Here is a 26,223-nt window from a genome sequence, read left to right as displayed (position 1 = left end):
ATGGATCCCGGATCAAGTCCGGGATGACGATGAAGGATAGGTCGGCTTCCGGTCGCAAGCGGTCAATCCCTATTCGACTCTCTCGACCAACTCGCCCAGCTTGCCGAACATCTCCTCGATCTGGCTCTTCTCGACGATCAGCGGCGGCGACAGCGCCAGGATGTCGCCGGTTGCGCGGACCAGCAGGCCGTTGTCGAAGCAGGCATGGAACAATTCCATCGCACGCGCGGTCGGCGCGCCAGGGCGCGGTTCGAGTTCGATGCCCGCGACCAGCCCGACCGTGCGGATGTCGATGACGTGACGCCGGCCTTTCAGGCTGAACGCGGCCTCCTCCCAATAAGCGGCGAGCTCGTTGGCGCGGTCGAACAAGCCTTCGCGCGCATAGATGTCGAGCGTCGCCAGCCCCGCCGCGCTCGCCAGCGGGTGCCCCGAATAGGTGTAGCCGTGGAACAGCTCGATCCCGCCCGGCGCGCTGTCGATCACCGCGTCGTGCAGGTCGCGCTTCACCGCGACCGCGCCCATCGGCACTGCGGCGTTGGTCAGCCCCTTCGCCATGGTGATGATGTCGGGGGTGACGCCCCACGCCCCGGCCGCGGTCGCGGCGCCGACGCGGCCGAAGGCGGTGATCACCTCGTCGAAGATCAGCAGGATGCCGTGGCGGTCGCAAATCTCGCGCAGCCTTTGGAGATAGCCCTGCGGCGGCAGAAGCACCCCCGTGGAGCCCGCCATCGGTTCGACGATCACCGCCGCGATCGTCTCCGCCCCGTGCAGATCGACGAGGCGCTGGAGGTCGTCGGCGAGTTCGGCGCCATGCTGCGGAAAGCCGCGCGTGAAGGCGTTGCGCGCGAGGTCGTGGGTGTGGCGGAGGTGGTCGGTGCCGGGAAGCCCCGGCCAGGTCCGGCGATTGCTGACGATGCCGCCGACGCTGATCCCGCCGAAGCCGACGCCATGATAGCCGCGCTCGCGCCCGATCAGCCGGGTGCGCGTCCCCTGCCCCTTCGCGCGCTGCACCGCGAGCGCGATCTTGAGCGCGGTATCGACCGACTCCGACCCGCTGTTGGTGAAGAAGATGCGGTCGAGCCCCGCGGGCATCAGCTCGCCGAGCCGCTGCGCCAGCTCGAACGGCGCCGGGTGGCCAAGCTGGAAGGTCGGCGCGAAATCGAGCGTCGCCACCGCCTTGGCGATCGCCTCCGCGATCTCGGGCCGGCAATGGCCGGCGTTGCTGCACCACAGGCCCGCGGTGCCGTCGAGGATCTGCCGCCCGTCGCCCGACTGATAATACATCCCCCTCGCCGCAACGAGCTGGCGCGGGTGCGCCTTCCACGCCCGGTTGGCGGTAAAGGGCATCCAGAAGGCCGCCAGCCCGTCGTTGTCACCCTGCATTGCCGTGTACCTCCCGAAGTTCCGTCATTGCGAGGAGCCGAAGGCGACGCGGCAATCCAGGGGCGGCGTAAACCGCCCCTGGATTGCTTCGCTTCGCTCGTAATGACTGCACTCAATCTGACGGGACGCCGCCCTGCTGGCAATGCCCAAAACCGCCCCCTCTGGCGCTCGCTTCGACTTCGCGATAGGCTGCGCCCATCCACAAGCGGGCGTTCACTCGGCCCAATCGGGGGCGCATGGCGGTCAATCTGGAACAATGGATCAGCGAGCACGCGATCGACGAGGTCGAATGCATCGTCCCCGACATCAACGGGGTCCAGCGCGGCAAGGTGCTGCCCGCCAAGAAGTTCCTTGCCTCCGTCAAGGACAAGTCGCTGCGCATTCCCGGCAGCGTCTTCATCTGCACGATCGACGGCAATTATCCCGAGGATATCGACGATATCTGGGATAAAGACCCCGACAAGATATTGCTCGCCGATCCCGACACCATCTGCATCGCGCCGGGCTTCAAATCGCCCACCGCCTTCGTGATCGCCGACGCCTATAACGGCGACGGAAGCGAGGTCGATATCGCGCCGCGGACGATCCTGAAAAAGGTGCTCGACCTCTATGCGGGCAAGGGCTGGCAACCGATCATCGCGCCCGAGGTCGAGTTTTACCTCGTCTCGCCGAACACCGACCCCGATTTCCCGCTGACTCCGCCTACCGGCGAATCGGGCCGCAGCGAGACCGCGAGCCAGCCCTATGGGCTGGAGGCGATGAACGAATATGAGGATATCATCGACCATATCTATGACGATTGCGAGCTGATGGGGCTCGACATCGACACGATGATCCACGAAATGGGCGCCGCGCAGCTCGAGGTGAATTTCATCCACGGCGACCCGCTCCGCCTTGCCGACGAGGTGTTCCTGTTCAAGCGCGTGGTGCGCAATGTCGCGAAGCAGCATAATGTCTATGCGACCTTCATGGCGAACCCGATGGCGGGCCAGCCGGGCAGCGCGATGCATATCCACCAGTCGGTCGTCGATGCCGCGACCGGCAGGAACCTGTTTTCCACCGCCAACGGCCGCGACAGCGCGATGTTCCGCAGCTATATCGCCGGGCTGGTGCGCTATATGCCGCAAATCTCGCCGCTGTGGGCGCCGAATGTGAACAGCTTTCGCCGGATGCGCCCCGACAGCGCGGCGCCGATCAACGTCCAGTGGGGCGAAGACAACCGGTCGTGCGGATTTCGGGTGCCGATTTCCGACAAGGCGAACCGCCGCGTCGAAAACCGCCTGCCCGGCGCCGACAGCAATCCCTATCTCGCGATCGCCGCCTCGCTGATCTGCGGCTATATCGGCATGGTCGACCGCATGGTTCCCGCCAAGCCGATCAGCGGCAGCGCCTACAACCGCGCGCGCACCCTGCCGCGCACGCTGGAGGCGGCGCTCGACCGTTTCGCCGCGTGCAAGAAGGTCCGCAACCTGCTCGGCGACGATTTCTTCGAGATCTTCTTCGCGGTGAAGGATCACGAACTGTTCAACTATCAGTCGGTGGTGTCGAGCTGGGAGCGCGAACATCTGCTGATGCGGGTTTGATGGCCGACCGGCTCGCCGACAGCTATTACGCCGCGACCGCGCAGGATTGGCGGCCGCGTCCCTTCGATGGCGAGCTGGCGTGCGACGTCGCGGTGATCGGCGGCGGATTCACCGGTCTCAGCGCCGCGCTGGCCTGCGCCGAACGCGGCTTTTCGGTGGTCCTGTTCGAGGCCGAGCATATCGGCTTCGGCGCCTCGGGACGCAACGGCGGGCAATTGATTCCCGGCCTCCGCTGGGCGGCATCCGAACTGGAAGAGGCATTCGGCCGCGACCGCGCCGATGCGCTGTTCGACCTCTGCTGGCGCGACAATCGGGTGAAAGCGCGGATCGCAAAGCATGGCATCGCGTGCGATCTCAAAACCGGCCATCTGGAGACGGCGTGGACGCCGAAGGATTTCGACGCGATGCAGCGCGAGGCCGATTACCTCGCCACCCGCTTCGGCTATGCAAGCGATATTGTCGCGAAGGCCGACATGGGCGACCATATCGCGAGCCCGCTCTATCATGGCGGCATCCACGATCCCCAGGGCGGGCATTTCCATCCGTTGAACTATGCGCTTGGACTGGCGAAAGCGGCGGAAGCCGCCGGGGTTCGCATCGTCGAAAAAGAGCGCGTCACGGGACTCTTCGATTTCGACCCCGGCGAATTGCTCACCCGCGACGCATCGGTCGAAGCGCGTTATTTCATCGACGCGACCGACAGCTGGATCGGCGAGGTCGAGCCCGATCTCGGCCGCTACACGGTGCCGATCATGAACTATAATATCGCGACCGCGCCGCTCGCGAATGCCGATGATCTGCTCCCCAGCGACGCGGCGGTCGCCGACAGCCGGTTCGTGCTCAACTATTTCCGCCTTTCGGCCGACAAGCGGCTGATCTTCGGCGGCGGCGAGCGCTATTCGCAGACACCGCCGCGCGACATCGCGGCCTTCGTCCGGCCGTTCATGGCCGAAGTGTTCCCGCAAATCGCCGACGCACCGATCGATTACGGCTGGGGCGGCGCGGTCGCGGTGACGCGCAGCCGTCTGCCGCATATCGGGCGGCGCGGGAATATCTTCTTCGCGCACGGCTTTTCGGGGCACGGCGCATTAGTGACGACGCTCGCGGGCGAGTTGATCGCCGAAGCGCTCGCCGGCACCGCCGAGCGGTTCGACGTGCTGGCGGGCCTGCCGGCGCGGCCGTTTCCCGGCGGCAAATGGCTCCGGCGACCGCTCGCCACGCTCGGCCTGCTCTGGTATGCGCTGCGCGACCGGTTGGGGTGAAGGAGCGTAATCCATGTCGAAGTCATCGGGCGTGATCGCCCCGAGGTCGGAGGCCGAAGCCTTTTTCGCGGCCAACCCCGACATCGATTCGATCGAGCTCATCTATACCGACATGGGCGGCGTCCCTCGCGGCAAGCGGCTGCGCCGGCACGAGGTGCTCGCGGTCTATGACAGCGGCCGGATGATGCCGGGATCGATCACCGTCGTCGACATCACCGGGCAGGACACGGTCGAAACCGGCCTGGTGTGGGAGGATGGCGACGCCGACCGCTCGATGAAACCGGTTCCCGGCACCCTCGTCCGCACCCCGTGGGGCGGCGAGCAGGCCGCGCAGTTCCTGACCAGCTTCTACGAACTCGACGGCACCCCGCACGATCTCGACCCGCGCCATGTCCTCGGCCGCGCGCTCGACCGCTTCGCCGCCGATGGGCTGACGCCGGTGCTCGCGATCGAGCTCGAATTCTACCTCGTCGATCCGCGCCGCGCGCGCGACGGGTCGATCCGCCCTGCCCGCCCCGGCTACAGCCGCGATACGCCGCGCAACGTCGAGGTTTATGGCCTGCGTGAACTCGACGATTTCCGGCCCTTCTTCGACACGCTTTATGACGCGGCCGATGGGCAGGGCCTGCCGCTCGAAAGCGCGATTTCGGAGTTCGCGCCGGGCCAGTTCGAGCTGACCCTGCGCCACAAGCCCGACGGCTTACGCGCCTGCGACGACGCCATCATGTACAAGAGGCTGGTCAAGGCGGTCGCGCAGCAGCACGGGCTCGAGGCGACCTTCATGGCCAAGCCCTTCGCCGAACAGGCGGGCAGCGGGATGCATATCCATGTCTCGGTCGATGACGCGAGCAGCGCGAACATCTTCGCGAGCGACGATCCCGAGGGCACCCCCGCGCTGCGCCACGCGATCGGCGGCATGATCGCCAGCGTCGGCGACGGCTTCGCACTCTTCGCGCCGCACGCGAACAGCTATCGTCGCTTCAAGGCGAACAGCTATGCCCCGGTAGCGCCGACATGGGGGGTCAACAACCGCACCGTCTCCTTCCGCATCCCGGCGGGGCCGCCCGCCAGCCGCCATGTCGAGCATCGCGCCTGCGGCGCCGACGCCAACCCCTATCTCGCGGCCGCGGCGGTGCTGGCGGGGATGCATCACGGGATGACGAACGGAACCGATCCCGGCGCGGCGGTCGTCGGCAACGGCTATGACCGGGCGAACAGCGGCGACGAGAAGCCGCCGTCGAACTGGTTCGCCGCGGTCGATCGTTTCCACGCCTCGGCATTGATGCGCGACTATCTCGGCGACCGCTTCGTCGACATGTTCAGCATCGTGAAGCGCGTCGAGCAGGACAATTATTTCAGCGTCGTTCCGACGCTCGATTACGACTGGTATCTCCGCAACGCCTGAAGCCTGCCCGTCGCCCCCGCGAAGCGGCCTTGCCCATCCACGCTGCGCGAACCTCCAGCGGCCTCCGCCTTCGCGGGGGCGACGATTTCAAGATTCGCGCGATGCCGCAAAATAGCCTCTTTCCAACCCGCCATTATTGAGTCAGCTTGACCCATTGAAACAGGGAGGCCGGCCATGGATCTGAAAGACATGTTGGGGCAGAGCCGCGGTCGCCGTTCATTGCTTCAGGCGCTGGGGGTCGCGGCGGTCGGGATCAGCTTTGGCAGCCTCGCGGCGTGCGGCAAGGGCGAAGGCAAGAAGCTCGCGAACGGCGAGGAAGCCCGGCTCAACTTCTATAATTGGGACACCTATATCGGCGAGACGACGCTCGACGATTTCAAGACCGCGACCGGCGTCGACGTCACGATGGACCTGTTCGACAGCAACGACACATTGTTCGCGAAGTTCAAGGCGGGCAATCCCGGCTATGACGTGATCGTGCCGTCGAACGATTTCGTCGAACGCATGATCCGCGCCGACATGCTCCAGCCGCTCGACCATGCGCAGATTCCGAACATCAAGAATATCGACCCGAGCTTCATGAACGTCGATTATGATCCGGGCCGCAAATTCTCGATGCCCTATACCTGGCTGGTGCTCGGCATCGGCTATCGCAAGTCGAAGGTGAAGGCGAAGCCCGATAGCTGGAAGGTGCTGTTCGACAGCGACGAATATAAGGACCGCATCGCCTGGCTGTCCGAGGCGGGCGACATGTACCGCCTCTACGGCAAATATCTCGGCAAGTCGGTCAATGCCCTCACCCCCGCCGATATCGAGACGATCTCGGCGATGATGATCAAGCAGAAGCCCTATGTGAAGAAATTCCACGAGGACGACGGGCAGGATCTGCTGATGAAGGGCGATTGCGACGTCGTGCTCGAATATAATGGCGACATCGCGCAGGTGATGACCGAGGACGACGACCTCGATTTCGTGATCCCGAAGGAGGGCAGCCAGTTCAATTCGGATACCCTCGCCATCCCGAAAGGCGCGCCGCATCCGAAGAACGCGCACGCGTTCATCAACTATATCCTCGATGCAGAGGTCGACAAGAAGATCACCGAAACGATCCTCTTCCCGACCCCCAACGCCGCGGCCAAGGCGCTGATGCCCGACAGCTACAAGAACAACCCCGTCATCTATCCGCCCGCCGACGTCCTCGCGCGGTGCGAATATGCGAAGTTCAACGAAAAGCTGCAGCCGCTCTACGAGGAAGCCTTCACCAAGGTGCGGGCGGCGTAAACCGTGAGCGCGTTCACCAGCCTCGTCATTGCGAGGGCCGAAGGCCCGCGGCAATCCAGAGCGGGTGCGAACCGCCCTGGATTGCTTTCCCCGGATCAAGTCCGGGGTCGCAATGACGGAGTGTAATATCGCAAACGCATCATAGTCTGGAGGCATCGGGGGGATGGCCGAACAGGACTGGAAAGCCAACAAGCGGGTCTTCGCGGCGGTATCGCTGCCGACGTTGCTCTGGACGCTCGTCTTCTTCGTCGTCCCGATGGCGATCGTCTGGTTCTATAGCTTCGGCCAGAACGCCGGGCTCAACGAAATCCACGTCTCGGGCACGCTCGACAATTACAAGCGCGCGACCGAGTGGCTTTACCTCGGCATCTTCGGCAAGAGTTTCGCGGTCGCCGCGCTCGTCACGCTGATCTGCCTGATCGTCGGCTTTCCGGTCGCGATGGCGATCACCTTCGCGAGCGAGAAATGGCGGCCGTGGCTGCTGCTCGGCATCATGCTGCCCTTCTGGACCAATCTGCTCGTGCGCACCTATGCGCTGATGATCCTGCTCGGGCAGCAGGGCTATGCCAACAAGGGGCTCGGCGCGCTATGGGGCGGCGCAAGCTGGGTGAAGACACTCGTCGGACTCCAGCCGCTGCCGACGTGGGAGCCGGTGCCGCTTCTCTTCAACAATTTCGCGGTCGTCTTCGGCCTCGTCTATGTCCATTTGCCCTTCATGGTGCTGCCGCTCTATGCGGCGCTCGACCGGCTCGACCGCAGCCTGATCGAGGCGAGCCTCGATCTCGGCGCCGGGCATTTCCGCACGATCCTGCGCATCGTCGTGCCGCTCGCCGCGCCGGGGATCGTCGCGGGGGTGATGATCACGCTGATCCCCGCGCTCGGCGCCTACCTCACCCCCGATCTGATGGGCGGCACCGACAGCCAGATGATCGCGAACGTGATCGAGCGCCAGTTCAAGAAGGCGAACGACTGGCCCTTCGGATCGGCGCTGTCCTTCATCCTCATCTATGCGATGTTCATCCTGATCGCGCTGCAATCGATGCGCCGGAAAGCGCCGGAGGCCTCCTGATGGCGCTCTTTTCCCGCTCGCCCATCGCCCCGCTCGAATATAGCCGCACCCTGTGGATGCGCCTCTGGGTCGGCGCGGTGATGCTGTTCCTCTATGCGCCGCTGATCGTGCTGATGATCTTCAGCTTCAACGACAGCAAGCGCAACGTCGTCTGGCGCGGCTTCACGCTCAAATATTACGACAAGGCGCTGAACAACGACGCGCTGATCGAGGCGCTGGTCAATTCGCTGACCATCGCGGCGCTCGCGACGATTTTCAGCCTGATCCTCGGCGCGGTCGCGGCGGTTATGCTGTGGCGCTTCCGCTTCCCCTTCAAGGGCGCGGTCGACGGGACGATCTCGCTGCCGATCATCGTTCCCGAAATCTGCATGGGCGTCGCCTTCCTGATGTTTTTCGCCAAAGGGCTCCACTGGCCGACCGATCTCGTCTGGCCGCTCAACCTGGGCGCGATCACCATCGCGCACATCACCTTCTGCTTCCCCTTCGTGACGATGGTCGTGCGCTCGCGCCTCGCGAGCTTCAACCGCGAGCAGGAGGAGGCCGCGAAAGACCTCGGCGCGGGCGAATGGCAGATGTTCCGCGACGTGCTGATCCCGCACATGCGCCCGGCGCTGGTCGCGGGCGCGCTGCTGTCCTTCACGCTCAGCCTCGACGATTTCGTCATCACCTATTTCACCAGCGGGCCGGAGACGATCACCTTTCCGGTGAAAGTCTATTCGATGCTCCGCTTCTCGGTGACGCCGGAGGTCAATGCGGCCTCGACCATCCTCATCATCCTGACCGTCGCCCTGACCGCCATCGCGCTGAAGCTGCAGGGCGTGAAGGCGATTGCGGAGACGCATTGACCATGACCGACGCCCCACCGATCATCCAGATCCAGAACATCTCCAAACGCTTCGGCAAGGTGACCGCGGTCGACAATGTCAGCCTCGACATCCAAGCGGGCGAGTTCTTCGTGCTGCTCGGCCCCTCGGGCTGCGGCAAGACGACCTTGCTGCGCATGATCGCCGGGTTCGAGCTGCCGACCGAGGGCCGCATCCTGATCGACGGGCAGGACATGGCGGGCATCCCGCCGAACAAGCGGCCGGTGAACATGGTGTTTCAGAGCTATGCGGTGTTCCCGCATATGAGCGTCGCCGACAATGTCGCCTATGGCCTGAAGATCGCTGGCGTGCGCGGCGGCGAGGTGCGCGACCGCGTCGCCGAAGCGCTCGAGCTCGTCAAGCTCGGCGGGTATGAGAGCCGGATGCCCGACCAGATGTCGGGCGGCCAGCGTCAGCGCGTCGCGCTCGCGCGCAGCCTCGTGATGCGGCCCAAGGTGCTGCTGCTCGACGAGCCGCTGTCGGCGCTCGACGCCAAGCTGCGCGCGCAGATGCAGTTCGAGCTGTCGGAATTGCAGGAAAAGGTCGGCATCACCTTCGTCACCGTCACCCACGACCAGGACGAAGCGCTGTCGATGGCGTGCCGCATCGCGGTGATCAACAAGGGCGAGGTGTCGCAGCTCGCGGCGCCGTCCGACCTCTATGAATATCCGGCCAACCGCTTCGTCGCCGATTTCGTCGGCTCGGTGAACATCTTCGAGGGCAAGCTGATCCTCGACGAGCCCGACAAGGCGGCGGTCGATTGCCCGGGGCTCGGCAAGGTCTATCTCAACCACGGCGTCACCGGTCCGCACGGCGCCGACGTCTGGGTCGCGTTGCGGCCCGAGAAAATCTACCTCCACATCCCCGGCGAAGGCAAGGCGGTGAAGGCGGCCGCGCAGGACGCCCCCGACGGGCATAATTTCGCGCGCGGAACGATCAAGGGGATGAGCTATCTCGGCGACATCACCCTGTTCGAGATCGAGCTCGAATCGGGCGCCCGCCTCCGTGTCTCGCGCCCGAACCTGTCGCGCCACGACCAGGAGGATTTCACCTGGGACGACAAGGTGAGCATGCACTGGCGCGCGGATAGTCCGGTGGTGCTGCTGGGATAATCATCACCTCGTCATTGCGAGCAAAGCGAAGCAATCCAGAGCGGCTTGTCACACTCTGGATTGCTTCGCTTCGCTCGCAATGACGAAGGGCGTTAGTGCGCCGCCTTCTTGCCCGGCAGCAGGTGCAGCACACCGGCGATCAGCCCGCCCAGCACCAGCCCGAACACACCCGCGCCCGCGGCGCCGATCAGCCATTCCCACACGCCCGCCAGCGGCAGCCCGCCGCCGATCGTCTGCGCGACGGCGTGCAGCGCATGACCGAGCCCGCCGATATGATATTCGTCGAGCCCGTGCAGGACGATCTGTCCGCCGACCCACAGCATCGCCGCGGTGCCGATCGTCGCGAGCGCGGCGAGCAGTTTCGGCATGAAAGCGACCAGCCCGCGTCCGATCCCCCGGCGCGCGGCATTGCCTTCCTTCGCCATGTGGAGGCCGATGTCGTCCATCTTCACGATCAGCCCGACGACGCCGTAGACCGCGACGGTGATCAGCACCGCCACCACCGCGAGCGTCGCGCCGCGCATGACGAGATGCTGGTCGAGCACCTCGTTCAGGGCGATCACCATGATTTCGGACGAGAGGATGAAGTCGGTGCGCACCGCCCCCTTCACCATCGTCTCCTCATGATTCTTGTCGGCGACGATCTCGGCATCTTCCGCCAGACTCGTCTTGTCCTCCTGCAGCGCGTGCAGCACCTTCTCGGCGCCCTCGAAGCAGAGATAGGCGCCGCCGAGCATCAGGAGCGGCGTGATCGCCCACGGCAGGAAGGTCGAGAGCAGCAGCAGCGCGGGCAGGATCAGCACCAGCTTGTTGAACAGCGACCCCTTGGTGATCCGCCAGATGATCGGCAGCTCGCGGTCGGGGGTGAAGCCGGTGACGTAGCGCGGCGTCACCGCGGTATCGTCGACCACCACCCCCGCCGCCTTCACCCCGGCCTTCGACGCCGCGGCGCCGACATCGTCGATGCTCGCGGCGGCGACCTTGGCGATGGTGGCGACGTCGTCGAGCAGGGCAAAAAGGCCGGATGGCATGGGGGTTTGGTTCTTTCTTCTAAAATGTCGAATCAAGCCCCTCCCCTTTAGGGGAGGGGTTGGGGTGGGGTCCATCGGCCTTGCGCAACGCGGGACAACCCCACCCGCTGCGACTAGCGAACAAGTTCGCAAGTCTCGCTGCCCTCCCCTGAAGGGGAGGGAATTTATATCTGGATTGCCCGCAGCTTCGGCATCACCTCATCGAGCGACTTTCGGATGATGGCAACCATCGCCTCGATCTGTTCGGTCGTGATGATCAGCGGCGGACACATGACGAGGCTGTCGCGGATACCGCGCACCATCAGCCCGTTCGCGATGCAGGCATCGCGCGCCATCGGTCCCACCGTCCCTTCCGCCCCGCCGAAACGGGCGTGCGTTTCCTTGTCGGCGACGATCTCGACCGCGCCGAGCAGGCCGATCGCGCGCGTCTCGCCGACGAGCGGATGATCGTTCAGCGTCGCGAGCGCCTTCGCCAGATGCGGGCCGGTGACGCGGCCGGTGCGCTCGACCAGTCCTTCGCGCTCGATGATCTCGATATTCTTGAGCGCCACCGCGGCGCAGACCGGGTGGCCCGAGTAAGTGAAGCCATGGACGAAATCGCCGCCGGTCTTGAGCACATCGACGACATGCGCCGCGACCGCGGTCGCCGAAATCGGCAGATAGCCCGACGACAGCCCCTTCGCCATCGGCATCAGGTCGGGGGTAAAGCCCATCGTCTCATGCCCCCACATCCTGCCGGTGCGCCCGAAGCCGCAGATCACCTCGTCGGAGACGAGCAGCAGGCCGTATTTGCGCACCACCGCCTCGACCTTCGGCCAATAGCCCTTGGGCGGGATGATCACGCCGCCCGCGCCCTGCACGGGTTCGCCGATGAAGGCGGCGCAATTTTCGGGGCCGACCTCGAGGATCTTGTCCTCGATCGCAGCCACGCAGGCGTCGCAAAACTCCTCCTCGCTCATCCCCTGCCCTTCGCCGTAATAATAGGGCTGGCGAACGTGCGCGACGCCGGGGATCGGCAGGTCGCCCTGCGCGTGCATCGCCTTCATTCCGCCGAGCGACACGCCCGCGACGGTCGAGCCGTGGTAGGCGTTCCAGCGGCTGATGAAGACGGTGCGTTTCGGCTCGCCCTTCAGCTTCCAATAATGGCGCACCATGCGGAACACGGTGTCGTTTGCCTCGCTGCCCGAGGCGTTGAAGAAGATATGCGGCAAGCGCTGGCCGGTCAGCTCGGCAACCTTCGCCGCGAGCGTCACCGTGGGCGGCGTCGCGGTCTTGAAGAAGGTGTTGTAGAAGGGCAGCTCGCGCATCTGCGCCGCCGCCGCCTCGACCAGCTCCTCGCGGCCATAGCCGACATTGACGCACCAGAGGCCCGCCATGCCGTCGAGGATGCGATGGCCGTCGCCGTCGGTGATATAGGCGCCCTCGGCATGGGTGATGATGCGGCTGCCGCCGAGCGCCTCGATCTCGGCCCAGTCGGCCTGCGCGGGCAGATGATGCGCGATGTCGAGGCGGCGAAGTTCGGCGATGTCGTGATTGCGGGGCATGGGCTTTTCCTAAAATCCCCCTCCCGCTTGCGGGAGGGGTTAGGGGTGGGCACGCGCGAAGCGCGTCCGAAGGACGAGAGGATGGATGTTCGCCTGCGGCTCACCCCACCCCCAGCCCCTCCCGCAAGCGGGAGGGGAGAGCTTGTTCAGGGCGAGAAGCCCAGCCGCGCGAGATAGCGGTTATAGCGGGTGACGCAGCGGTTCATAACGCGCCCCTGAGCGCCCGACCGAGCAGATGGAAATACGTCTGGCTCTGGTCATTATCGTCGGTCGCCCATTCCGGATGCCATTGCACCGCGAGCAGGGGCGCGCCGTTCGGGCGGGCGCTATACGCCTCGACCAGCCCGTCGGGCGCACGCGCCTCGACCTGCAAACCGTCCGCGAGGTCGCCGACCCCCTGATAATGGACCGAATTCACGTGGAGCGACGGCGCCTCATACGCCGACGCCAGCAAGCCGCCCGCGACCAGATCGACCTTGTGATGATGGTCGAACATCGCATCGAACGCCACGCCGTCAGGCGCATGATGGTGCAGCAGATGCTCGTTCGCCGACGTATCGCGCCGCAGCGTCCCGCCGAGCGCGACGTTGATTTCCTGAAAGCCGCGGCAGATGCCGAACAGGGGCCGCTGTGCCGTGATCACCGCCTCGACGAGATCCAGCATCATGCGGTCGCGGTCGGGATCGAACGGCCCTTCGCCATCGGCCGGATCGCCGTAACGTGCGGGTTCGACATTGGAGGGCGTGCCGGTCAGCAGCACCCCGTCGAGGCGGCCGACGACCTCGCCCGCGCGCATATAGTCGGGAAGCGACGGGATGATCAGCGCGGCGCAATCGGCGTGGCGCATCGCCGCGGTCGCATAGCGGTTGATCACCACCTGCGCGACCTCGCTCCCGATCGTGCGGTTGCAGGCGATGATGCCGAGGACGGGGCGTGCGGACATGCCCCTTGCTGCCGCGTTTCGGCGCGCGGCGCCAGCGGAATTTCAGGCGCAGCGGCGCGCGAAGGCGGCCGCGGCGCCGAACAGGCCGGGCTGCGGGTGGGTGATCAGCTTGACCGGCAGCGCCGCCATGAAATTCTCGAACCGTCCCTTGGCGACGAAGCGTTCGGGAAAGCCCGAGCGGACGAGCTGATCGCGGATGCGGAGGCCAAGCCCGCCCGCGATCACGACCCCGCTTGCCCCCTGCGCGAGCGCGAGGTCGCCCGCGACGCTGCCGAGCGACAGGCAGAAGCGGTCGGCGGCGGCGGCGGCGAGCGCATCCTCGCCGCTCATCGCGCGCGTCCAGATGGTGCGGTCGTCGAGCGGGGTGATCGCGCGTCCCTCCATGCTGGCCAACGTCTCGTAGATGTCGACGATGCCCGGGCCAGAGACGACGCGCTCGACCGACACGCGGCGATGGCGCGTCCGCAGCCGCGCGAGAATGGCGTCCTCGATGCTGTCGAGCGGCGCGAAGTCGACATGCCCGCCCTCGGTCGCCTGGACGCGATAGTCGGCGCCGTCGCGCCACACGTGCGCGACCCCCAGGCCGGTGCCGGGGCCGATGATGCTGATCGTGCCCGTCGCGGGCAGCGGCTCGTCGGGGCCGGTCAGCCGCTCGAAATAGGCCCTGTCCGCCTGCGCGACCGCGTGGCCGACCGCCTCGAAATCATTGACCAGCGCATAGCGGTCGACGTTCAATTTCTCGCCGATCAGCGCCGGGCGGATGATCCAGGGATTGTTGGTGAAGCGGATGATCTCGCCGCGCGTCGGCCCGGCGATGGCGATGGCGACCGCGCGCGGCAGCGTGCCGCCCTGCCGGCGCTCGAAATCCTGCCATGCGGTCTGAAAGCTGGCATGATCCTTCGTATGCAGCGTCGCTTCCGGCCCGAGCGCGACGACGCGGCCGTCCGCAACCTCGGCGATTGCGAAGCGCGCATGGGTGCCGCCGATGTCGACCGTGACGATGGCTTCGCTCATGACTCTCCCTTGCGCCTGCTCGGGAGGGCATGTCGCATCGCATCGGCCGACGCAACCGCCATAGCTATGCGCGGGCGATCGGCGACGAGACCTCGATACAGGGGGTGGATCGAGGCTCGCCGCCCGGACCGGCCAGGGTGTCGCCCGCGAATCTTTGCCCGCCCGCGGCGACCGCCGGCCCTTGTCGGTCTGCGCCTAGCGGCTCTGTTGGCGCAGATAGGCGATCACGTCGGCGCGGCGGGCGGGGTCGGTCAGGCGAAAGCCCATCCGCGTTCCCGGCACCATCGCTTGCGGATTCTGGAGGAAGCGGTCGAGCGTCGCCTCGTTCCAGACGATCCGCGCGCCGCGCATCCCGGGCGAATAGGCATAGCCGCGCGCGGTTCCCGCCTTGCGCCCATAGACGCCGCGGTGCGCCGGACCGACGCGGTTGGCGTCGAGCGAATGGCAGCTCCCGCAATTGGCGGCATAGAGCTTCGCGCCGCGCGCGGGATCGCCGCTCGGCGCCATCGCCATCGCGGTGGCCGCAACGGCCAGCCAGGCCGCCGCAGCCGTTTCAAGTGCCCAGCGCATGGCTCAACCGAACATGAAGGCGGGCTGCGGCAGCGCTTCGCCGAGCGCCGAGGTCAGCAGCGACCAGTGCGCGGCCTCGTCGGCGGCGATCTTCGCGCAGACCTGCGCGAGCTCCTTGCCGCCGAGCGACGGCATGACGCCGATATAGGCATTGGCGGCGCCCAGTTCGTGCGCCTGCGCCAGGCGCAAGATGTCGGCTTGCGTCTTGATCGCCGCGATGTTGAGGCTGGCCATATAGTCGGCGCGCGACTTGGGCTGCACCGCCTTGCCGCCGAGCTGGCCGATCGTGCCGGCAAGCGCGTCGCGATGCCCCTTGTGCTGCCCCTGAAAGAGCAAGGCGAGGTCGAGCACCGGCTTTTGCAACAGGCCGCTTTCGGCGCCGATCTGATACGCCTCGATCGCTTCATGCTCGAGCCCGAGCGCGACGTTCAATATATCGATGTCGCCGGCGTTGGCGGCGCCCCCCGGTTCCTTTCCGGCCGCGCGGGCCAGCGCCGGCGCGTCCCCCAATATGCCGATGGCGACGGCGGAAAGCGCCGCGGTGCCGGTCGCGCGCAGCAGTCCGCGGCGCGAGCTGTAATGTTCGATCATCGAAAGCCTCCTTTGCTGCCGGCGCGGCGGGAATGCGCCGCGCGCTGGCGGTCATTCGATGCGGCGGCGGGCGCGACGTTCCCGAAAAAGATTCCGGAACATTCGCCGCGCCGCACCATCCAATGGCCTTCGAACAACCAAGGATGACATCATGGATTGGCTACAGCCTCCCGCCTCCGTCGACGCCGATGACAGCGAAGTTCCCGAAACGGCGGTCAAGCCGCGCCCCGGTCGCGCCGCGGTCGAAGCCGCCGTGCGCACCCTGATCGCGGCGGCGGGCGACGATCCCGCGCGCGAGGGGGTGCGTGATACGCCCGCCCGCGTCGCGCGCGCCTATGCCGAATGGTTTTCGGGCTATGCGGTCGATCCCGCCGCCTATCTGGCGCGCGTCTTCGACGAGGCGAACGGGTATGAGGACAGTGTCCTGCTTCGCGATATCCCGCTCGTTTCGACCTGCGAGCATCATATGGCGCCGATCACCGGCCGCGTCCACGTCGCCTATCGCCCGCGCGGACGCGTGGTCGGCATATCGAAGCTGTCGCGGCTGGTGGACGCCTTTGGCCGCCGGTTGCAGTTGCAGGAGCGATTGACCCAGCAAATCGCCGACACGCTGTTTTCCGTCCTGAAGCCGCACGGCGTCGCGGTGATCGTCGAAGCGCGGCACGGCTGCATGACGACGCGCGGCGTCAACCAGCCCGATGTCGCGATGGTGACCAAGGCGTGGCTCGGCGATTTTCGGGACGACCCCGACCTGCGCCGCGACTTGCTCGCGTCGATCGCTTTCGGGCTCGATCGCTAGTCCGGCTGGGGCCAGCCGCGCTCGGCGCGGAGCCGCCGCATCACGGCATCGACCAGCCGGTCGCACCGCGTGCCGAGGAAAGGAAAACTGCCACGCAGCGCGTCGGCAAGCGTCGCGTCGAGCGCCGCGCGAAGCTGGCGCCGCGCACGGTGCAGCCGCGTGCGGACGGTCTCGGCGCGGATATCGAGCAGACCCGCGACCTCCTCGACCGAGCGGCCCTCGATATCGCGCAGGATGAAGACGAGGCGGAAGGGTTCGGGCAGCTCATCGACCGCGCGTTCGAGCAGCCGCCGCACTTCGGCGCGCGCAGCGTCGGCCTCGGGATCGTCGACGAGCTTGCCGCCCGGAAAGCCGAGGATCAGCGCGCCCGCCGCCTGGCTCCGCTCGACCTGATCGAGATCGACCAGCGGCCGCCGGCGGCGCAGGCGGCCGCGGCTTTCGTTGATCACGATCCGCGTCAGCCAGGTCCCCAGCCCCGCCTCGCCGCGAAAGCCGTCGATCGCCGCAAAGGCGCGCGCATAGCTTTCCTGCACGACATCCTCGGCCTCCGCATCGTCGGCCATGATCGCCCGCGCGACGCGGAACAGCGGCTGGTTATAGCGCCGCATCACCGCGCAAAAGGCCAGCGGCTCGCCGCGCCGCACCTGCTCGACAAGGCCGGCATCGGCCATGGCCTCGAACCCGCGTGTTGCCATCACCGATGAATCGGCCATTCCCACCTCCCGCCAAAGGCGATTGGATGCGGCACGCGCGAAAATGTTCCCACGACGTCGCCGGCCGCGGCCCCGTTTAGGCGGGAATATCGATCGATGGAAGGGAATGGCGCACCCGGAACGATTCGAACGTCCGACCCCCAGATTCGTAGTCTGGTGCTCTATCCAGCTGAGCTACGGGTGCGTGGAGCGGTGCCTTTAGGGGGCAGCGCGGAATCGCGCAACCCCCTTTCAGCGATTATTTTCGCAAGGCCGCCTGCGCCGCCGCGAGCCGTGCGATCGGCACGCGATAGGGCGAAGCGCTGACGTAATCGAGGCCGGTCTTTTCGCAGAAATGGATGCTCGGCGCGTCGCCGCCATGCTCGCCGCAGATGCCGAGCTTGATCCCCGCGCGGGTGCCCCGGCCGCGTTCGGCGGCGAGCTCGATGAGCTGGCCGACGCCCTCGACATCGAGGCTGACGAAGGGGTCGGTGACGAAGATGCCCTTGTCGACATATTGGGTCAGGAAGCGGCCCGCGTCGTCGCGGCTGATGCCGATCGTCGTCTGGGTGAGGTCGTTGGTGCCGAAGCTGAAGAATTCGGCCGTCTCTGCGATCTCGCCCGCCATCAGCGCGGCGCGCGGCAGTTCGATCATCGTGCCGACGAGATAGGCGATTTCGCGACCCTTTTCGGCGAATACCGCCTTGGCGGCCGTATCGACGACCGCCTTCATCAGGTCGAACTCGCGGCGCGTCGCGACCAGCGGGATCATCACCTCGGGGATCGGCGCCGCGCCGGTTTCGGCGGCGACGTCGCACGCCGCCTCGAAGATCGCGCGTGCCTGCATCTCGTAGATTTCGGGATAGGTCACGCCGAGGCGGCAGCCGCGATGGCCGAGCATCGGGTTGAACTCGTGGAGCTCGTTGGCGCGCGCCTTGAGCGCCTCGATGCCCACCCCAGCTGCTGCCGCGACCTCTGCGAAATCCTCTTCGCGCGTCGGCAGGAATTCGTGCAGCGGCGGGTCGAGCAGGCGGATAGTCACGGGCAGCCCCGCCATCACGCCGAAGATCGCGGCAAAGTCGCCGCGCTGTTCGGGGAGCAGCTTGGCGAGCGCGGCGCGGCGGCCGTCCTCGCTGTCGGCGAGGATCATCTCGCGCACCGCGGTGATGCGCGCGGCGTCGAAGAACATATGTTCGGTGCGGCAGAGCCCAATACCCTCGGCGCCGAAATCGCGCGCGACCTGCGCGTCGGCGGGGGTTTCGGCGTTGGTGCGCACCTTCATCCGGCGCACCTTGTCGGCCCAGCCCATCAAGGTGCCGAAATCGCCGACCAGTTCGGGGAGCAAGGTCGGAACCTCGCCCGCCATCACCTCGCCGGTCGAGCCGTCGAGGGTCAGGATGTCGCCCTCGCGCAGTTCGCGCCCCGCGACGCGCAGCACGCGCGCATTGCCGTCGATGGCGAGCCCGCCCGCGCCCGAGACGCAGGGGCGCCCCATGCCGCGCGCGACGACCGCCGCGTGGCTGGTCATCCCGCCGCGCGCGGTCAGGATGCCCTTCGCCGCGTGCATCCCGTGGATGTCTTCCGGCGAGGTCTCGACGCGGACGAGGATCACCGCCTCGCCCATGCCTGCGGCCTTTTCGGCGCTGTCGGCGTCGAACATGATCTTGCCCGATGCCGCACCGGGACTCGCCGGGAGCCCCTTGGTGAGCACGTCGCGCGGCGCCTTGGGATCGAGCGTCGGGTGGAGAAGCTGGTCGAGCGCGCCGGGGTCGACACGCTGCACCGCTTCCTCTTCGGTAATCAGTCCCTCGGCCGCCATTTCGACCGCGATGCGCAGTGCCGCCTTGGCGGTGCGCTTGCCCGAACGGGTTTGCAGCATCCAGAGCGTCCCGCGTTCGACGGTGAACTCAATGTCCTGCATGTCGCGATAATGATTTTCGAGCGTGTCGAAGACGCGGCCGAGCTCGCCGAAGGTCTCGGGCATCGCCTCTTCCATCGACAGCGGTTTGGCGCCCGCCTTTTCGCGCGCCACCTTCGTCAGATACTGCGGCGTGCGGATGCCCGCGACGACATCCTCGCCCTGCGCATTGATCAGCCATTCGCCGTACCAGGCGCGCTCGCCGGTCGCGGGGTCGCGGGTGAAGGCGACGCCGGTCGCCGAGGTGTCACCCATATTGCCGAATACCATCGCCTGCACATTGACCGCGGTGCCCCATTCGCCGGGAATGGAGTTCAGGCGGCGATAGACTTTCGCACGATCGCTTTCCCAGCTAGCGAAAACGGCGCCGATCGCGCCCCAGAGCTGGTCCTTCGGTTCCTGCGGGAAAGGCGCGCCGGTCTCGCGCGCGACGATCGCCTGATATTCCTTGACCAGCGCCTGCCAGTCCTCGGCGGCCATTTCGGTATCGAGATAGAAGCCCTTGTCTTCCTTCGCGATTTCTAGCGCCTCTTCGAACGCCGCATGGTCGAGCCCCATGACGACGTCGGCATACATCTGGATGAAGCGGCGATAGCTGTCCCACGCGAAGCGCGGGTCGCCCGAAGCCTGCGACAGCCCCGCGACGGTGCTGTCGTTGAGCCCCAGGTTAAGGACGGTGTCCATCATCCCCGGCATCGACACGCGCGCGCCCGAGCGGACCGAGACGAGCAGCGGGTTCGCGGCGTCGCCGAAGCGGCGGCCGGTAATCCCCTCGATATGCGCGATGCCGCTTTCGACCTCTTCGATCAGGCCGGCGGGAAATTGCTCGCCATTGGCATAATAAGCGGTGCAGACGTCGGTGGTGATCGTAAAGCCCGGCGGGACCGGCAGGCCGATCGAGGCCATTTCGGCAAGGTTCGATCCCTTGCCGCCCAGCAATTCCTTCGAGCGCTCGGCCGTGGTGGCCGCGCCGCCGAACAAATGCACCATCTTCGTCATCATATGCTCCTGCTGCCCCGGGGAGGAGGTTGCGGCTGGATAGGTATGCAATCCGGGTTGGTCGATTCAGTTTTACTTCGTTCGTTATAAGCTGCGGCGCATAGCCGTAGCGTCAGCCTTCGATCTTCGAGAAATCCGCGACGCCATGCACCGCGCCGGTAAATCGCGCGAGCAGGCCGAGGCGCCAGGCGCGGACCGCTTCGTCGGGGTCATTGACCATCACGCCCTCGAAAAAAGCGTCGATCGGCGCGCGGAGGCTGGCGAGCGCAGCCATGGCGTCGGTGAAGCGCTCATCGGCTACCGCGGCGGAGGCTGCGGGCTCGGCGGCGTCGAGCGCGGCGAGCAGCGCGGCATCGGCCTCGGTCGGCGGCGTCGCGGCGGCTGCGCCGCTTACCTCGCCCGCCTGCTTCAGGATATTCGCCGCGCGCTTATAGCCCGCGAGGAGATTGGTGCCGTCCTCGGTCGCCATGAACGCCTGCAACGCCTTCACGCGCGCGAGCAAGCGAACGAGATCATCCTCACCGCCGAGCGCGAACACCGCGTCGATGAGGTCGTGGCGAACGCCGGCCTCGCGTTGCTGGACTTTGAGGCGGTCAGCGAAAAAGTCGAGGAGGTCGCCCTCAGCAACCGCAAAGCGCAGTCCGTTTCCGGTCAGGATGCGAATGACGCCGAGCGCAGCGCGACGAAGGGCAAAGGGGTCTTTCGATCCGGTCGGCTTCTCGTCGATGGCGAAGAAGCTGCGAAGCGTATCCAACTTATCCGCCAGCGCCACAGCCACCGTTACTGGCGCCGTCGGCACATCATCGCCCTGCCCGACCGGCTTGTAATGGTCGCGGATCGCGTTGGCGACCGCGTCGGGCAGACCCTCGGCGCGGGCGTAGTAGCCGCCCATCAGGCCCTGCAATTCGGGAAATTCGCCGACCATTTCGGTGACGAGGTCGGCCTTCGCCAAGCGCGCGGCGCGTTCGGCCTGATCGGCCAGTTCCTCGCGCGTCACTTCCGTGTTCCCCCGCGAAGGCGGGGGTCCAGAGCGTTCGTCCGCAGACGCCGGCGCATCACCGCCCTGGGTTCCCGCCTGCGCGGGAACACACGAGGGAGTGACGATACCCTCTTCCACCAACCACCGTGCCAGCTTCGCCACCCGCTCGACCTTGTCGGCGACGGTGCCCAGCTTTTCGTGGAAAGTGATGTTCGCGAGCTTCCCTGCGTGCTCAGCGAGCGTCTTCTTCTGGTCCTGTTCCCAGAAGAAGCGCGCGTCGGACAGGCGCGCGGCGAGGACCTTGCGGTTGCCCGCGACGATCTCCGCGCCGCCGTCGACCGCGTCGATGTTCGCGGTGCAGACGAAACCGTTGGCGAGCTTGCCGCCGGCGCCGTTCACGACGAAATATTTCTGGTTCACGCGCGCGGTGAGCTGGATGACCTCGGGCGGCACCTCCAGAAACGCCTCGTCGAAGCGGCCGAGCAAAGGCACCGGCCATTCGGTAAGGCCGGCATTCTCGATCACCAGCCCCTCGTCCTCGACAAGCGTCAGCCCGGCATCGGCCGCAGCCTTCGCAGCGCCGTCGCGGATGATCGTCTGGCGCTCTTCATGGTCGACGATGACGTGGCAGGCGCGCAGCTTGTCGGCATAGTCTGCCGCTGAGCCGATGGTGATCTCGCCCGGGCAATGAAAGCGGTGACCGCGCGTTGCGAAACCGGCGGAAATCCCACCGACCTCGCACGGGATCAGCTCCTCGCCGAAGATCGCGACGATGCCCGACAGCGGACGCACCCAGCGCAGGCTTTCGCTGCTCGCGCTTTGCTTGCCCCAGCGCATCGACTTGGGCCAGGCGAAGCTGCGGACGATCGCGGGGATCGCTTCGGCGAGGACGTCGGCGGTCGCGCGGCCGGGCTTGTCGATCACGGCGAACCAGATCCCGTCGCGGTCTTCGAGCTGGTCCTGCGTCAGGCCGGTCTTGCGCAGGAAGCCTTCGAGCGCCTGCGGCGGCGCGCTGGTGCGCGGGCCCTTGAGCTCCTCGCTGACCGCGGCGGTCGCATCGGGAAGGTCTTTCGCAATCAGCGCGAGGCGGCGCGGGGTCGACCACACGGCGACGTCGCCCGCGTCGAGGCCCGCAGCGCTCATCTGGGCGCGGAACAGCTTTTCGAGCTCGGCGCGCGCGCCGGCCTGCATCCGCGCCGGAATCTCCTCGCTGCGCAGTTCGAGCAGAAAATCGGTCACAGCGTCCACCCCGGATAGTTGGCGGTCCAGCGCTCGGACTGGCTGTCGATCCACGCCTTGCAGCTTCCTTTCGCGAGGTCGCGGACACGCGCCATATAGTTGGCGCGTTCCTGGACGCTGATCACGCCGCGTGCCTGGAGCAGGTTGAAGAGGTGGCTCGCTTCGATCGCCTGATCATAGGCGGCGAGCGGGACATTCGCTGCGATCGCGCGCTGGCATTCGGCCTCGGCGGCCTTGAAGCCCGCGAACAAAGTGTCGGTGTCGGCGACCTCGAAATTCCATTTCGAGAACTGCCGTTCGTTTTCGAGGAAGACGTCGCCATAGCTCACCGCCGCGACGTCGCCGACCGCGTCGGAGAAGCGCAGGTCGTACACATTGTCGACATTCTGGATATACATGGCGAGGCGTTCGAGCCCGTAGGTGAGCTCGCCCGCGACGGGCTTGCAGTCATAGCCGCCCATCTGCTGGAAGTAAGTGAACTGGGTCACCTCCATCCCGTCGCACCAGACCTCCCAGCCCAGCCCCCACGCGCCAAGCGTCGGCGATTCCCAATCGTCCTCGACGAAGCGGATGTCGTGGAGCAGCGGGTCGATGCCGATCGCGGCAAGGCTGCCCAGATATTGCTCCTGCAGGTCGGCGGGCGACGGCTTCAGGATCACCTGATACTGGTAATAATGCTGGAGGCGGTTCGGATTCTCGCCATAGCGGCCGTCCGTAGGCCGGCGGCTCGGCTGGACATAGGCGACGTTCCACGGTTCGGGACCGAGGCTGCGCAGCGTCGTCGCGGGGTGAAAGGTTCCCGCCCCGACGCGCATGTCGTAGGGCTGGAGAATCGCGCAGCCGCGCGCCGCCCAATAGGCGTGGAGCGTCAGGATCATGTCCTGAAAGCTGAGCAGTTTCTTTTCCGCCGCGTCGGCCACCCGATCTTCCGCCTTTCGCAGGTGCAACAATTCCCGCCGCCCTTGGCGCAGCGGCGGCGCAGGGTCAAGGGACAGGCGCGTCCATATTCGGCGTCCTGTCAGCTTCCCGTCACAAAATGTAAGGTCTTGTTGACATAGTCAGCGAATCATGTCATTTAGTCAATAACACCTGACATTCGGTCAGGGATGCATGACGGATACGGCGTGTGAACAACAGATTGAAAGTGCTGCGCGCGATGCGCAACTGGAGCCAGGCGGAACTTGCCGACCGGCTCGACGTGTCGCGGCAGGCGGTGAACGCGATCGAAACGGGCAAATACGACCCGTCGCTGCCGCTCGCCTTCAAGCTCGCACGGTTGTTCGAAATGCCGATAGAGGAGATTTTCGACGATGGCTTCGAAGGATAGGATGATGGTCACCGAGCCGCAGGAACCGCGCACGCCGGGATTCATCTGGCCCGCCGTCATCTGCTTTGGCGCGATTTTCCTCGCCGGCATCTTAGCGGGCTTCAGCAAGGTCGCTGCCGAAGCGGGCAAGGCGACGCTCGCGCCCTGGGCCGGACCGCTGATCGCCGCCACGCTCGGCATAGCAGGCCTCTTCTTTTATTTCCGCCGTCACGCGGACTGGTTCCGCGCCCTGTCGCGTCGCCGCCGCCACTATTGGACTGCGCTCGGCCTCGCCGCGGTGATCGGCGGAATCGTCGGCGTCTGGGCCTCGTTCGATCAGCCGGCAAATCGCGGCGCGATCGAAATGGCGTTCACCGGGTCGCTCAGCGCGAATTTCGCGATCGGCGCCTCGCTCTTCTGGGTGATCGGGCTGCTCGTCTCGATGGTCATCTATCATCGATCGATCGACGATCATGAGGAGCGCGCCTGGCTGTGGGCCGGGCTTGCGGGCTGGTATGCCTTCATCTTCCCGGCTCCCGTCTGGTGGGTGCTCCACCGCGCCGGCCTTGCCCCGCCGGCCGATGCGATGCTGCTCTTCGTCCTCTCGATGGTCACGAACGGCGTCGTCTATCTCTGGCTCAAATTTCGCTGACTTTCGCTCTCCCCTCCCCTATTTCCCCGGCCACAGGGCCATGACTGAAAGGTGTTTTTCGATGAAGAGTTGGTTCAAGACGCTCGTTGCAAGCTGCGCGGTGGTCCCCTTTGCCGCCTGCGCGCTGACGCCCGGCAACGTCGCCTTTGCCCAGGAGACCGCCGTCGCCCCGGCCCCGGCAATCGCGACGGTCGCCGCCAAGCCGGGCCTATGGGCGGTCAAGGACGCCGACACGACCATCTATTTGTTCGGCACCGTCCATGTGCTGAAGCCCGGCCTTGGCTGGTTCGACGGCGCCGTGAAGCAGGCGTTCGACAAATCGGACGAATTGGTCCTCGAAATGGTGATGCCCGAAGATCAGGCCGAGGCCGCGAAGGCCACCATGCCGCTGGCGATGGACCAGAGCGGCACGGCGCTGTCGGCGAAGCTCGACCCCGACGCGCTGACCGCCTATCAGGCGGCGCTCACCGGGCTGGGCGTTCCCGCAAATGCCTTCGACGCCTTCAAGCCCTGGTTCGCGGCGATCACCTTGTCGGTCCTGCCGCTGACCAAGCTGGGCTATGATCCGACCCAGGGCGCCGAAATGCAGCTCACCGCGGCGGCCAAGGCGGCGGCCAAGCCGATTTCCGGGTTCGAGACGCTGGAGGAACAGCTGGGCTTTTTCGATTCGATCCCCGAAGAAGGCCAGATCGCCTTCCTCAATGCCACGGTGAAGGACATCGACAAGCTCGCCCCGACGCTCGACACGATGGTCGGCCAGTGGAGCAAGGGCGACACCGACAATCTGGCCGCGACGATGAACGAAAGCATGGCCGCGACCCCCGAGTTGACCAAGATCCTGCTGTGGGATCGCAACGCGCGCTGGGCCGACCAGATCAAGGCGCGGATGGACAAGCCCGGCACGGTCTTCGTCGCGGTCGGCGCGGGGCATCTCGCGGGACAGAAGAGCGTCCAGGACTATCTGAAGGAACGCGGGCTGAAAGCGACGCGCGTTCAATAATGCAGGCAGGGCGCGCCTTTCGCCGCCCTTGGGGCCGCCGCCTTGCGGCGGCCCTTTTGCCGTTGCTGCTGACCGCGTGTCAGGCAAAGCCGGCGGTCGAGGCGCGGCCCGCAATGTGGCTGGTCGCCGATGACGACACGCGCATCTATATGCTCGGGACGATGCACGCGCTGCCCGCCGGGACCGACTGGGACGCGGGCAAGGTCGCGGCGGCGATCGGCCAGGCCGACACGCTGATGCTCGAACTGTCGCCGCAGCAGCTTGCCGAGGCCGGAGCGGTTTTCCGCGACCTTGCCCCGCGCGAGGCGCCGCTGGCGATCGGCGCACGATTGCCCGCGAAGGCGCTGGCCGGCTATCGCGCGCTCGAAGCCGACGAGCCGTTCGGCGGCGACGGCCTCGACGATTGGGCGGTGCTGGTCCTGATGGGGCAACGCGTCGCGCAGCACGCCGACCTGTCGCCCGCCGACGGTGTCGAAGCGGGGCTGACCGCCGCCTTTCGACGCGCGGGCAAGCCGATCCACGGGCTCGAAAGCGCGAAAGCGCAGTTGATGCTGTTCGAGAGGCTCGACCCTGCGACCCAGCGCGCGCTGCTGGTCCGCGCGGCCGCGAACATCGACCATGCCGAACAGGATGCACGCGCCATGGCGGCCGCCTGGTCGCGCGGCGACGCCGCGGCGCTGGCGAAGATCGTCAACGAGGACGTCGACGCGGTTCCCGCGGCGCGCAAGGCGCTCCTCACCGACCGCAACCGCCGCTGGACCGCATGGGTCGAACGGCGCCTGGATCAGCCGGGCACGGTGCTGATGGCGGTCGGCGCGGGGCATCTGGTGGGCGATGACGGCGTGCCCACGATGCTGGCGGCGGCGGGGTATAAGGTGGTGCGGGTGCAGTGAGTGGACGGCAGATGGCGGGTTTGGGGTGGGGAGCAGATATTCCCCACTTTCGTCATTCCCGCGAAAGCGGGAACCCAGTGTGGGGTCAGCCGACG

General features: G+C 66.4%; 23 protein-coding genes and 1 tRNA gene. 12 read left to right on the top strand and 12 right to left on the bottom strand.

All coding sequences use genetic code 11. The features are described from left to right. Nucleotides 1–69: 69 nt before the first annotated feature. Complete coding sequence (locus OJI97_RS15585; RefSeq protein WP_297664973.1) at nt 70–1,383, bottom strand: aspartate aminotransferase family protein; 1,314 nt, start codon at nt 1,381–1,383, stop codon at nt 70–72. 236 nt (nt 1,384–1,619) lie between these two features. Between OJI97_RS15585 and OJI97_RS15580 the strand changes: the two genes are divergently transcribed. From OJI97_RS15580 to OJI97_RS15550, 7 genes are all read left to right on the top strand, one after another. Then, the gene (locus OJI97_RS15580; RefSeq protein WP_297664971.1) at nt 1,620–2,966 is read left to right on the top strand and encodes a glutamine synthetase family protein; all 1,347 of its coding nucleotides are present in this window, start codon (nt 1,620–1,622) and stop codon (nt 2,964–2,966) included. Then, nucleotides 2,966–4,228 (top strand): FAD-binding oxidoreductase, encoded by a 1,263-nt coding sequence (locus OJI97_RS15575; protein ID WP_297664969.1) that lies wholly within the window; start codon nt 2,966–2,968, stop codon nt 4,226–4,228. The genes OJI97_RS15580 and OJI97_RS15575 overlap by 1 nt, the downstream gene beginning before the upstream one ends. A 13-nt stretch (nt 4,229–4,241) precedes the next feature. After that, nucleotides 4,242–5,633, top strand: coding sequence for a glutamine synthetase family protein (locus OJI97_RS15570; RefSeq protein ID WP_297664967.1), 1,392 nt, complete (start codon nt 4,242–4,244; stop codon nt 5,631–5,633). Between the two features lie 174 nt (nt 5,634–5,807). Next, nucleotides 5,808–6,914, top strand: a complete 1,107-nt coding sequence (locus OJI97_RS15565) for a spermidine/putrescine ABC transporter substrate-binding protein (RefSeq protein WP_297664966.1) — start codon at nt 5,808–5,810, stop codon at nt 6,912–6,914. Nucleotides 6,915–7,077: 163 nt separating this feature from the next. Then, nucleotides 7,078–7,983 (top strand): ABC transporter permease, encoded by a 906-nt coding sequence (locus OJI97_RS15560; RefSeq protein WP_297664964.1) that lies wholly within the window; start codon nt 7,078–7,080, stop codon nt 7,981–7,983. Next, nucleotides 7,983–8,828, top strand: a complete 846-nt coding sequence (locus OJI97_RS15555; protein WP_297664962.1) for an ABC transporter permease — start codon at nt 7,983–7,985, stop codon at nt 8,826–8,828. Before OJI97_RS15560 ends, OJI97_RS15555 begins: the two co-directional genes overlap by 1 nt. A gap of 2 nt (nt 8,829–8,830) precedes the next feature. Continuing rightward, the gene (locus tag OJI97_RS15550) at nt 8,831–9,958 is read left to right on the top strand and encodes an ABC transporter ATP-binding protein (RefSeq protein WP_297664960.1); all 1,128 of its coding nucleotides are present in this window, start codon (nt 8,831–8,833) and stop codon (nt 9,956–9,958) included. Nucleotides 9,959–10,050: 92 nt separating this feature from the next. On the opposite strand, the gene OJI97_RS15545 is transcribed toward OJI97_RS15550, so the two are convergent. From OJI97_RS15545 to OJI97_RS15520, 6 genes are all read right to left on the bottom strand, one after another. Further along, the gene (locus OJI97_RS15545) at nt 10,051–10,989 is read right to left on the bottom strand and encodes a DUF808 domain-containing protein (RefSeq protein WP_297664958.1); all 939 of its coding nucleotides are present in this window, start codon (nt 10,987–10,989) and stop codon (nt 10,051–10,053) included. A gap of 164 nt (nt 10,990–11,153) precedes the next feature. Then, a complete protein-coding gene (locus OJI97_RS15540) occupies nt 11,154–12,533 on the bottom strand; it encodes an aspartate aminotransferase family protein (protein ID WP_297664956.1) in 1,380 nt (459 codons plus the stop codon). A gap of 202 nt (nt 12,534–12,735) precedes the next feature. Next, a complete protein-coding gene (locus OJI97_RS15535; protein WP_297664954.1) occupies nt 12,736–13,476 on the bottom strand; it encodes a gamma-glutamyl-gamma-aminobutyrate hydrolase family protein in 741 nt (246 codons plus the stop codon). 42 nt (nt 13,477–13,518) lie between these two features. Next, nucleotides 13,519–14,490 (bottom strand): glucokinase, encoded by a 972-nt coding sequence (locus tag OJI97_RS15530; RefSeq protein ID WP_297664952.1) that lies wholly within the window; start codon nt 14,488–14,490, stop codon nt 13,519–13,521. 195 nt (nt 14,491–14,685) lie between these two features. Continuing rightward, a complete protein-coding gene (locus OJI97_RS15525) occupies nt 14,686–15,060 on the bottom strand; it encodes a c-type cytochrome (RefSeq protein WP_297664951.1) in 375 nt (124 codons plus the stop codon). Nucleotides 15,061–15,063: 3 nt separating this feature from the next. Continuing rightward, the gene (locus OJI97_RS15520) at nt 15,064–15,651 is read right to left on the bottom strand and encodes a ferritin-like domain-containing protein (protein ID WP_297664950.1); all 588 of its coding nucleotides are present in this window, start codon (nt 15,649–15,651) and stop codon (nt 15,064–15,066) included. Between the two features lie 151 nt (nt 15,652–15,802). Between OJI97_RS15520 and folE the strand changes: the two genes are divergently transcribed. Continuing rightward, on the top strand, nt 15,803–16,450 hold the full coding sequence (gene folE / locus OJI97_RS15515; RefSeq protein WP_297664948.1) for a GTP cyclohydrolase I FolE: 648 nt from the start codon (nt 15,803–15,805) through the stop codon (nt 16,448–16,450). On the opposite strand, the gene OJI97_RS15510 is transcribed toward folE, so the two are convergent. The 5 genes from OJI97_RS15510 to OJI97_RS15490 all read right to left on the bottom strand — a co-directional run bounded on the left by OJI97_RS15510 (nt 16,447) and on the right by OJI97_RS15490 (nt 23,155). After that, complete coding sequence (locus tag OJI97_RS15510) at nt 16,447–17,163, bottom strand: RNA polymerase sigma factor (protein ID WP_297664946.1); 717 nt, start codon at nt 17,161–17,163, stop codon at nt 16,447–16,449. The two genes, folE and OJI97_RS15510, sit on opposite strands and share 4 nt — an antisense overlap. A gap of 107 nt (nt 17,164–17,270) precedes the next feature. Further along, a tRNA-Arg gene (locus OJI97_RS15505) sits at nt 17,271–17,347 on the bottom strand. A 54-nt stretch (nt 17,348–17,401) separates the two neighbouring features. Further along, nucleotides 17,402–20,059: a pyruvate, phosphate dikinase gene (ppdK, locus tag OJI97_RS15500; protein WP_297664944.1), complete on the bottom strand. Its 2,658-nt coding sequence runs from the start codon at nt 20,057–20,059 to the stop codon at nt 17,402–17,404. A 112-nt stretch (nt 20,060–20,171) separates the two neighbouring features. After that, complete coding sequence (gene glyS, locus OJI97_RS15495) at nt 20,172–22,277, bottom strand: glycine--tRNA ligase subunit beta (protein WP_297664942.1); 2,106 nt, start codon at nt 22,275–22,277, stop codon at nt 20,172–20,174. Then, on the bottom strand, nt 22,274–23,155 hold the full coding sequence (locus OJI97_RS15490) for a glycine--tRNA ligase subunit alpha (RefSeq protein ID WP_297664974.1): 882 nt from the start codon (nt 23,153–23,155) through the stop codon (nt 22,274–22,276). The genes glyS and OJI97_RS15490 overlap by 4 nt, the downstream gene beginning before the upstream one ends. A 248-nt stretch (nt 23,156–23,403) precedes the next feature. Here OJI97_RS15490 and OJI97_RS15485 point away from each other — a divergent pair, with 248 nt between their 5' ends. From OJI97_RS15485 to OJI97_RS15470, 4 genes are all read left to right on the top strand, one after another. Next, a complete protein-coding gene (locus tag OJI97_RS15485) occupies nt 23,404–23,604 on the top strand; it encodes a helix-turn-helix transcriptional regulator (protein WP_297664940.1) in 201 nt (66 codons plus the stop codon). Beyond that, nucleotides 23,588–24,235, top strand: coding sequence for a hypothetical protein (locus OJI97_RS15480; RefSeq protein WP_297664939.1), 648 nt, complete (start codon nt 23,588–23,590; stop codon nt 24,233–24,235). Before OJI97_RS15485 ends, OJI97_RS15480 begins: the two co-directional genes overlap by 17 nt. A gap of 61 nt (nt 24,236–24,296) precedes the next feature. After that, on the top strand, nt 24,297–25,235 hold the full coding sequence (locus tag OJI97_RS15475) for a TraB/GumN family protein (RefSeq protein WP_297664938.1): 939 nt from the start codon (nt 24,297–24,299) through the stop codon (nt 25,233–25,235). After that, complete coding sequence (locus tag OJI97_RS15470) at nt 25,235–26,128, top strand: TraB/GumN family protein (RefSeq protein WP_297664936.1); 894 nt, start codon at nt 25,235–25,237, stop codon at nt 26,126–26,128. Before OJI97_RS15475 ends, OJI97_RS15470 begins: the two co-directional genes overlap by 1 nt. The last annotated feature ends 95 nt before the right edge of the window (nt 26,129–26,223 follow it).

It is taken from the genome of Sphingopyxis sp. (genome assembly GCF_025869345.1).
Lineage (GTDB): Bacteria > Pseudomonadota > Alphaproteobacteria > Sphingomonadales > Sphingomonadaceae > Sphingopyxis.
This window is presented reverse-complemented; position numbering and strand designations above follow the sequence as displayed.

Excerpts from the sequence above, each read along its gene's own strand:
- OJI97_RS15585 (WP_297664973.1), bottom strand. The coding sequence starts at position 1,383 with ATGCAGGGTGACAACGACGGGCTGGCGGCCTTCTGGATGCCCTTTACC.
- OJI97_RS15580 (WP_297664971.1), top strand. The coding sequence starts at position 1,620 with ATGGCGGTCAATCTGGAACAATGGATCAGCGAGCACGCGATCGACGAG.
- OJI97_RS15575 (WP_297664969.1), top strand. The coding sequence starts at position 2,966 with ATGGCCGACCGGCTCGCCGACAGCTATTACGCCGCGACCGCGCAGGAT.
- OJI97_RS15570 (WP_297664967.1), top strand. The coding sequence starts at position 4,242 with ATGTCGAAGTCATCGGGCGTGATCGCCCCGAGGTCGGAGGCCGAAGCC.
- OJI97_RS15565 (WP_297664966.1), top strand. The coding sequence starts at position 5,808 with ATGGATCTGAAAGACATGTTGGGGCAGAGCCGCGGTCGCCGTTCATTG.
- OJI97_RS15560 (WP_297664964.1), top strand. The coding sequence starts at position 7,078 with ATGGCCGAACAGGACTGGAAAGCCAACAAGCGGGTCTTCGCGGCGGTA.
- OJI97_RS15555 (WP_297664962.1), top strand. The coding sequence starts at position 7,983 with ATGGCGCTCTTTTCCCGCTCGCCCATCGCCCCGCTCGAATATAGCCGC.
- OJI97_RS15550 (WP_297664960.1), top strand. The coding sequence starts at position 8,831 with ATGACCGACGCCCCACCGATCATCCAGATCCAGAACATCTCCAAACGC.
- OJI97_RS15545 (WP_297664958.1), bottom strand. The coding sequence starts at position 10,989 with ATGCCATCCGGCCTTTTTGCCCTGCTCGACGACGTCGCCACCATCGCC.
- OJI97_RS15540 (WP_297664956.1), bottom strand. The coding sequence starts at position 12,533 with ATGCCCCGCAATCACGACATCGCCGAACTTCGCCGCCTCGACATCGCG.
- OJI97_RS15535 (WP_297664954.1), bottom strand. The coding sequence starts at position 13,476 with ATGTCCGCACGCCCCGTCCTCGGCATCATCGCCTGCAACCGCACGATC.
- OJI97_RS15530 (WP_297664952.1), bottom strand. The coding sequence starts at position 14,490 with ATGAGCGAAGCCATCGTCACGGTCGACATCGGCGGCACCCATGCGCGC.
- OJI97_RS15525 (WP_297664951.1), bottom strand. The coding sequence starts at position 15,060 with ATGCGCTGGGCACTTGAAACGGCTGCGGCGGCCTGGCTGGCCGTTGCG.
- OJI97_RS15520 (WP_297664950.1), bottom strand. The coding sequence starts at position 15,651 with ATGATCGAACATTACAGCTCGCGCCGCGGACTGCTGCGCGCGACCGGC.
- folE (WP_297664948.1), top strand. The coding sequence starts at position 15,803 with ATGGATTGGCTACAGCCTCCCGCCTCCGTCGACGCCGATGACAGCGAA.
- OJI97_RS15510 (WP_297664946.1), bottom strand. The coding sequence starts at position 17,163 with ATGGCCGATTCATCGGTGATGGCAACACGCGGGTTCGAGGCCATGGCC.
- ppdK (WP_297664944.1), bottom strand. The coding sequence starts at position 20,059 with ATGACGAAGATGGTGCATTTGTTCGGCGGCGCGGCCACCACGGCCGAG.
- OJI97_RS15490 (WP_297664974.1), bottom strand. The coding sequence starts at position 23,155 with ATGATCCTGACGCTCCACGCCTATTGGGCGGCGCGCGGCTGCGCGATT.
- OJI97_RS15480 (WP_297664939.1), top strand. The coding sequence starts at position 23,588 with ATGGCTTCGAAGGATAGGATGATGGTCACCGAGCCGCAGGAACCGCGC.
- OJI97_RS15475 (WP_297664938.1), top strand. The coding sequence starts at position 24,297 with ATGAAGAGTTGGTTCAAGACGCTCGTTGCAAGCTGCGCGGTGGTCCCC.
- OJI97_RS15470 (WP_297664936.1), top strand. The coding sequence starts at position 25,235 with ATGCAGGCAGGGCGCGCCTTTCGCCGCCCTTGGGGCCGCCGCCTTGCG.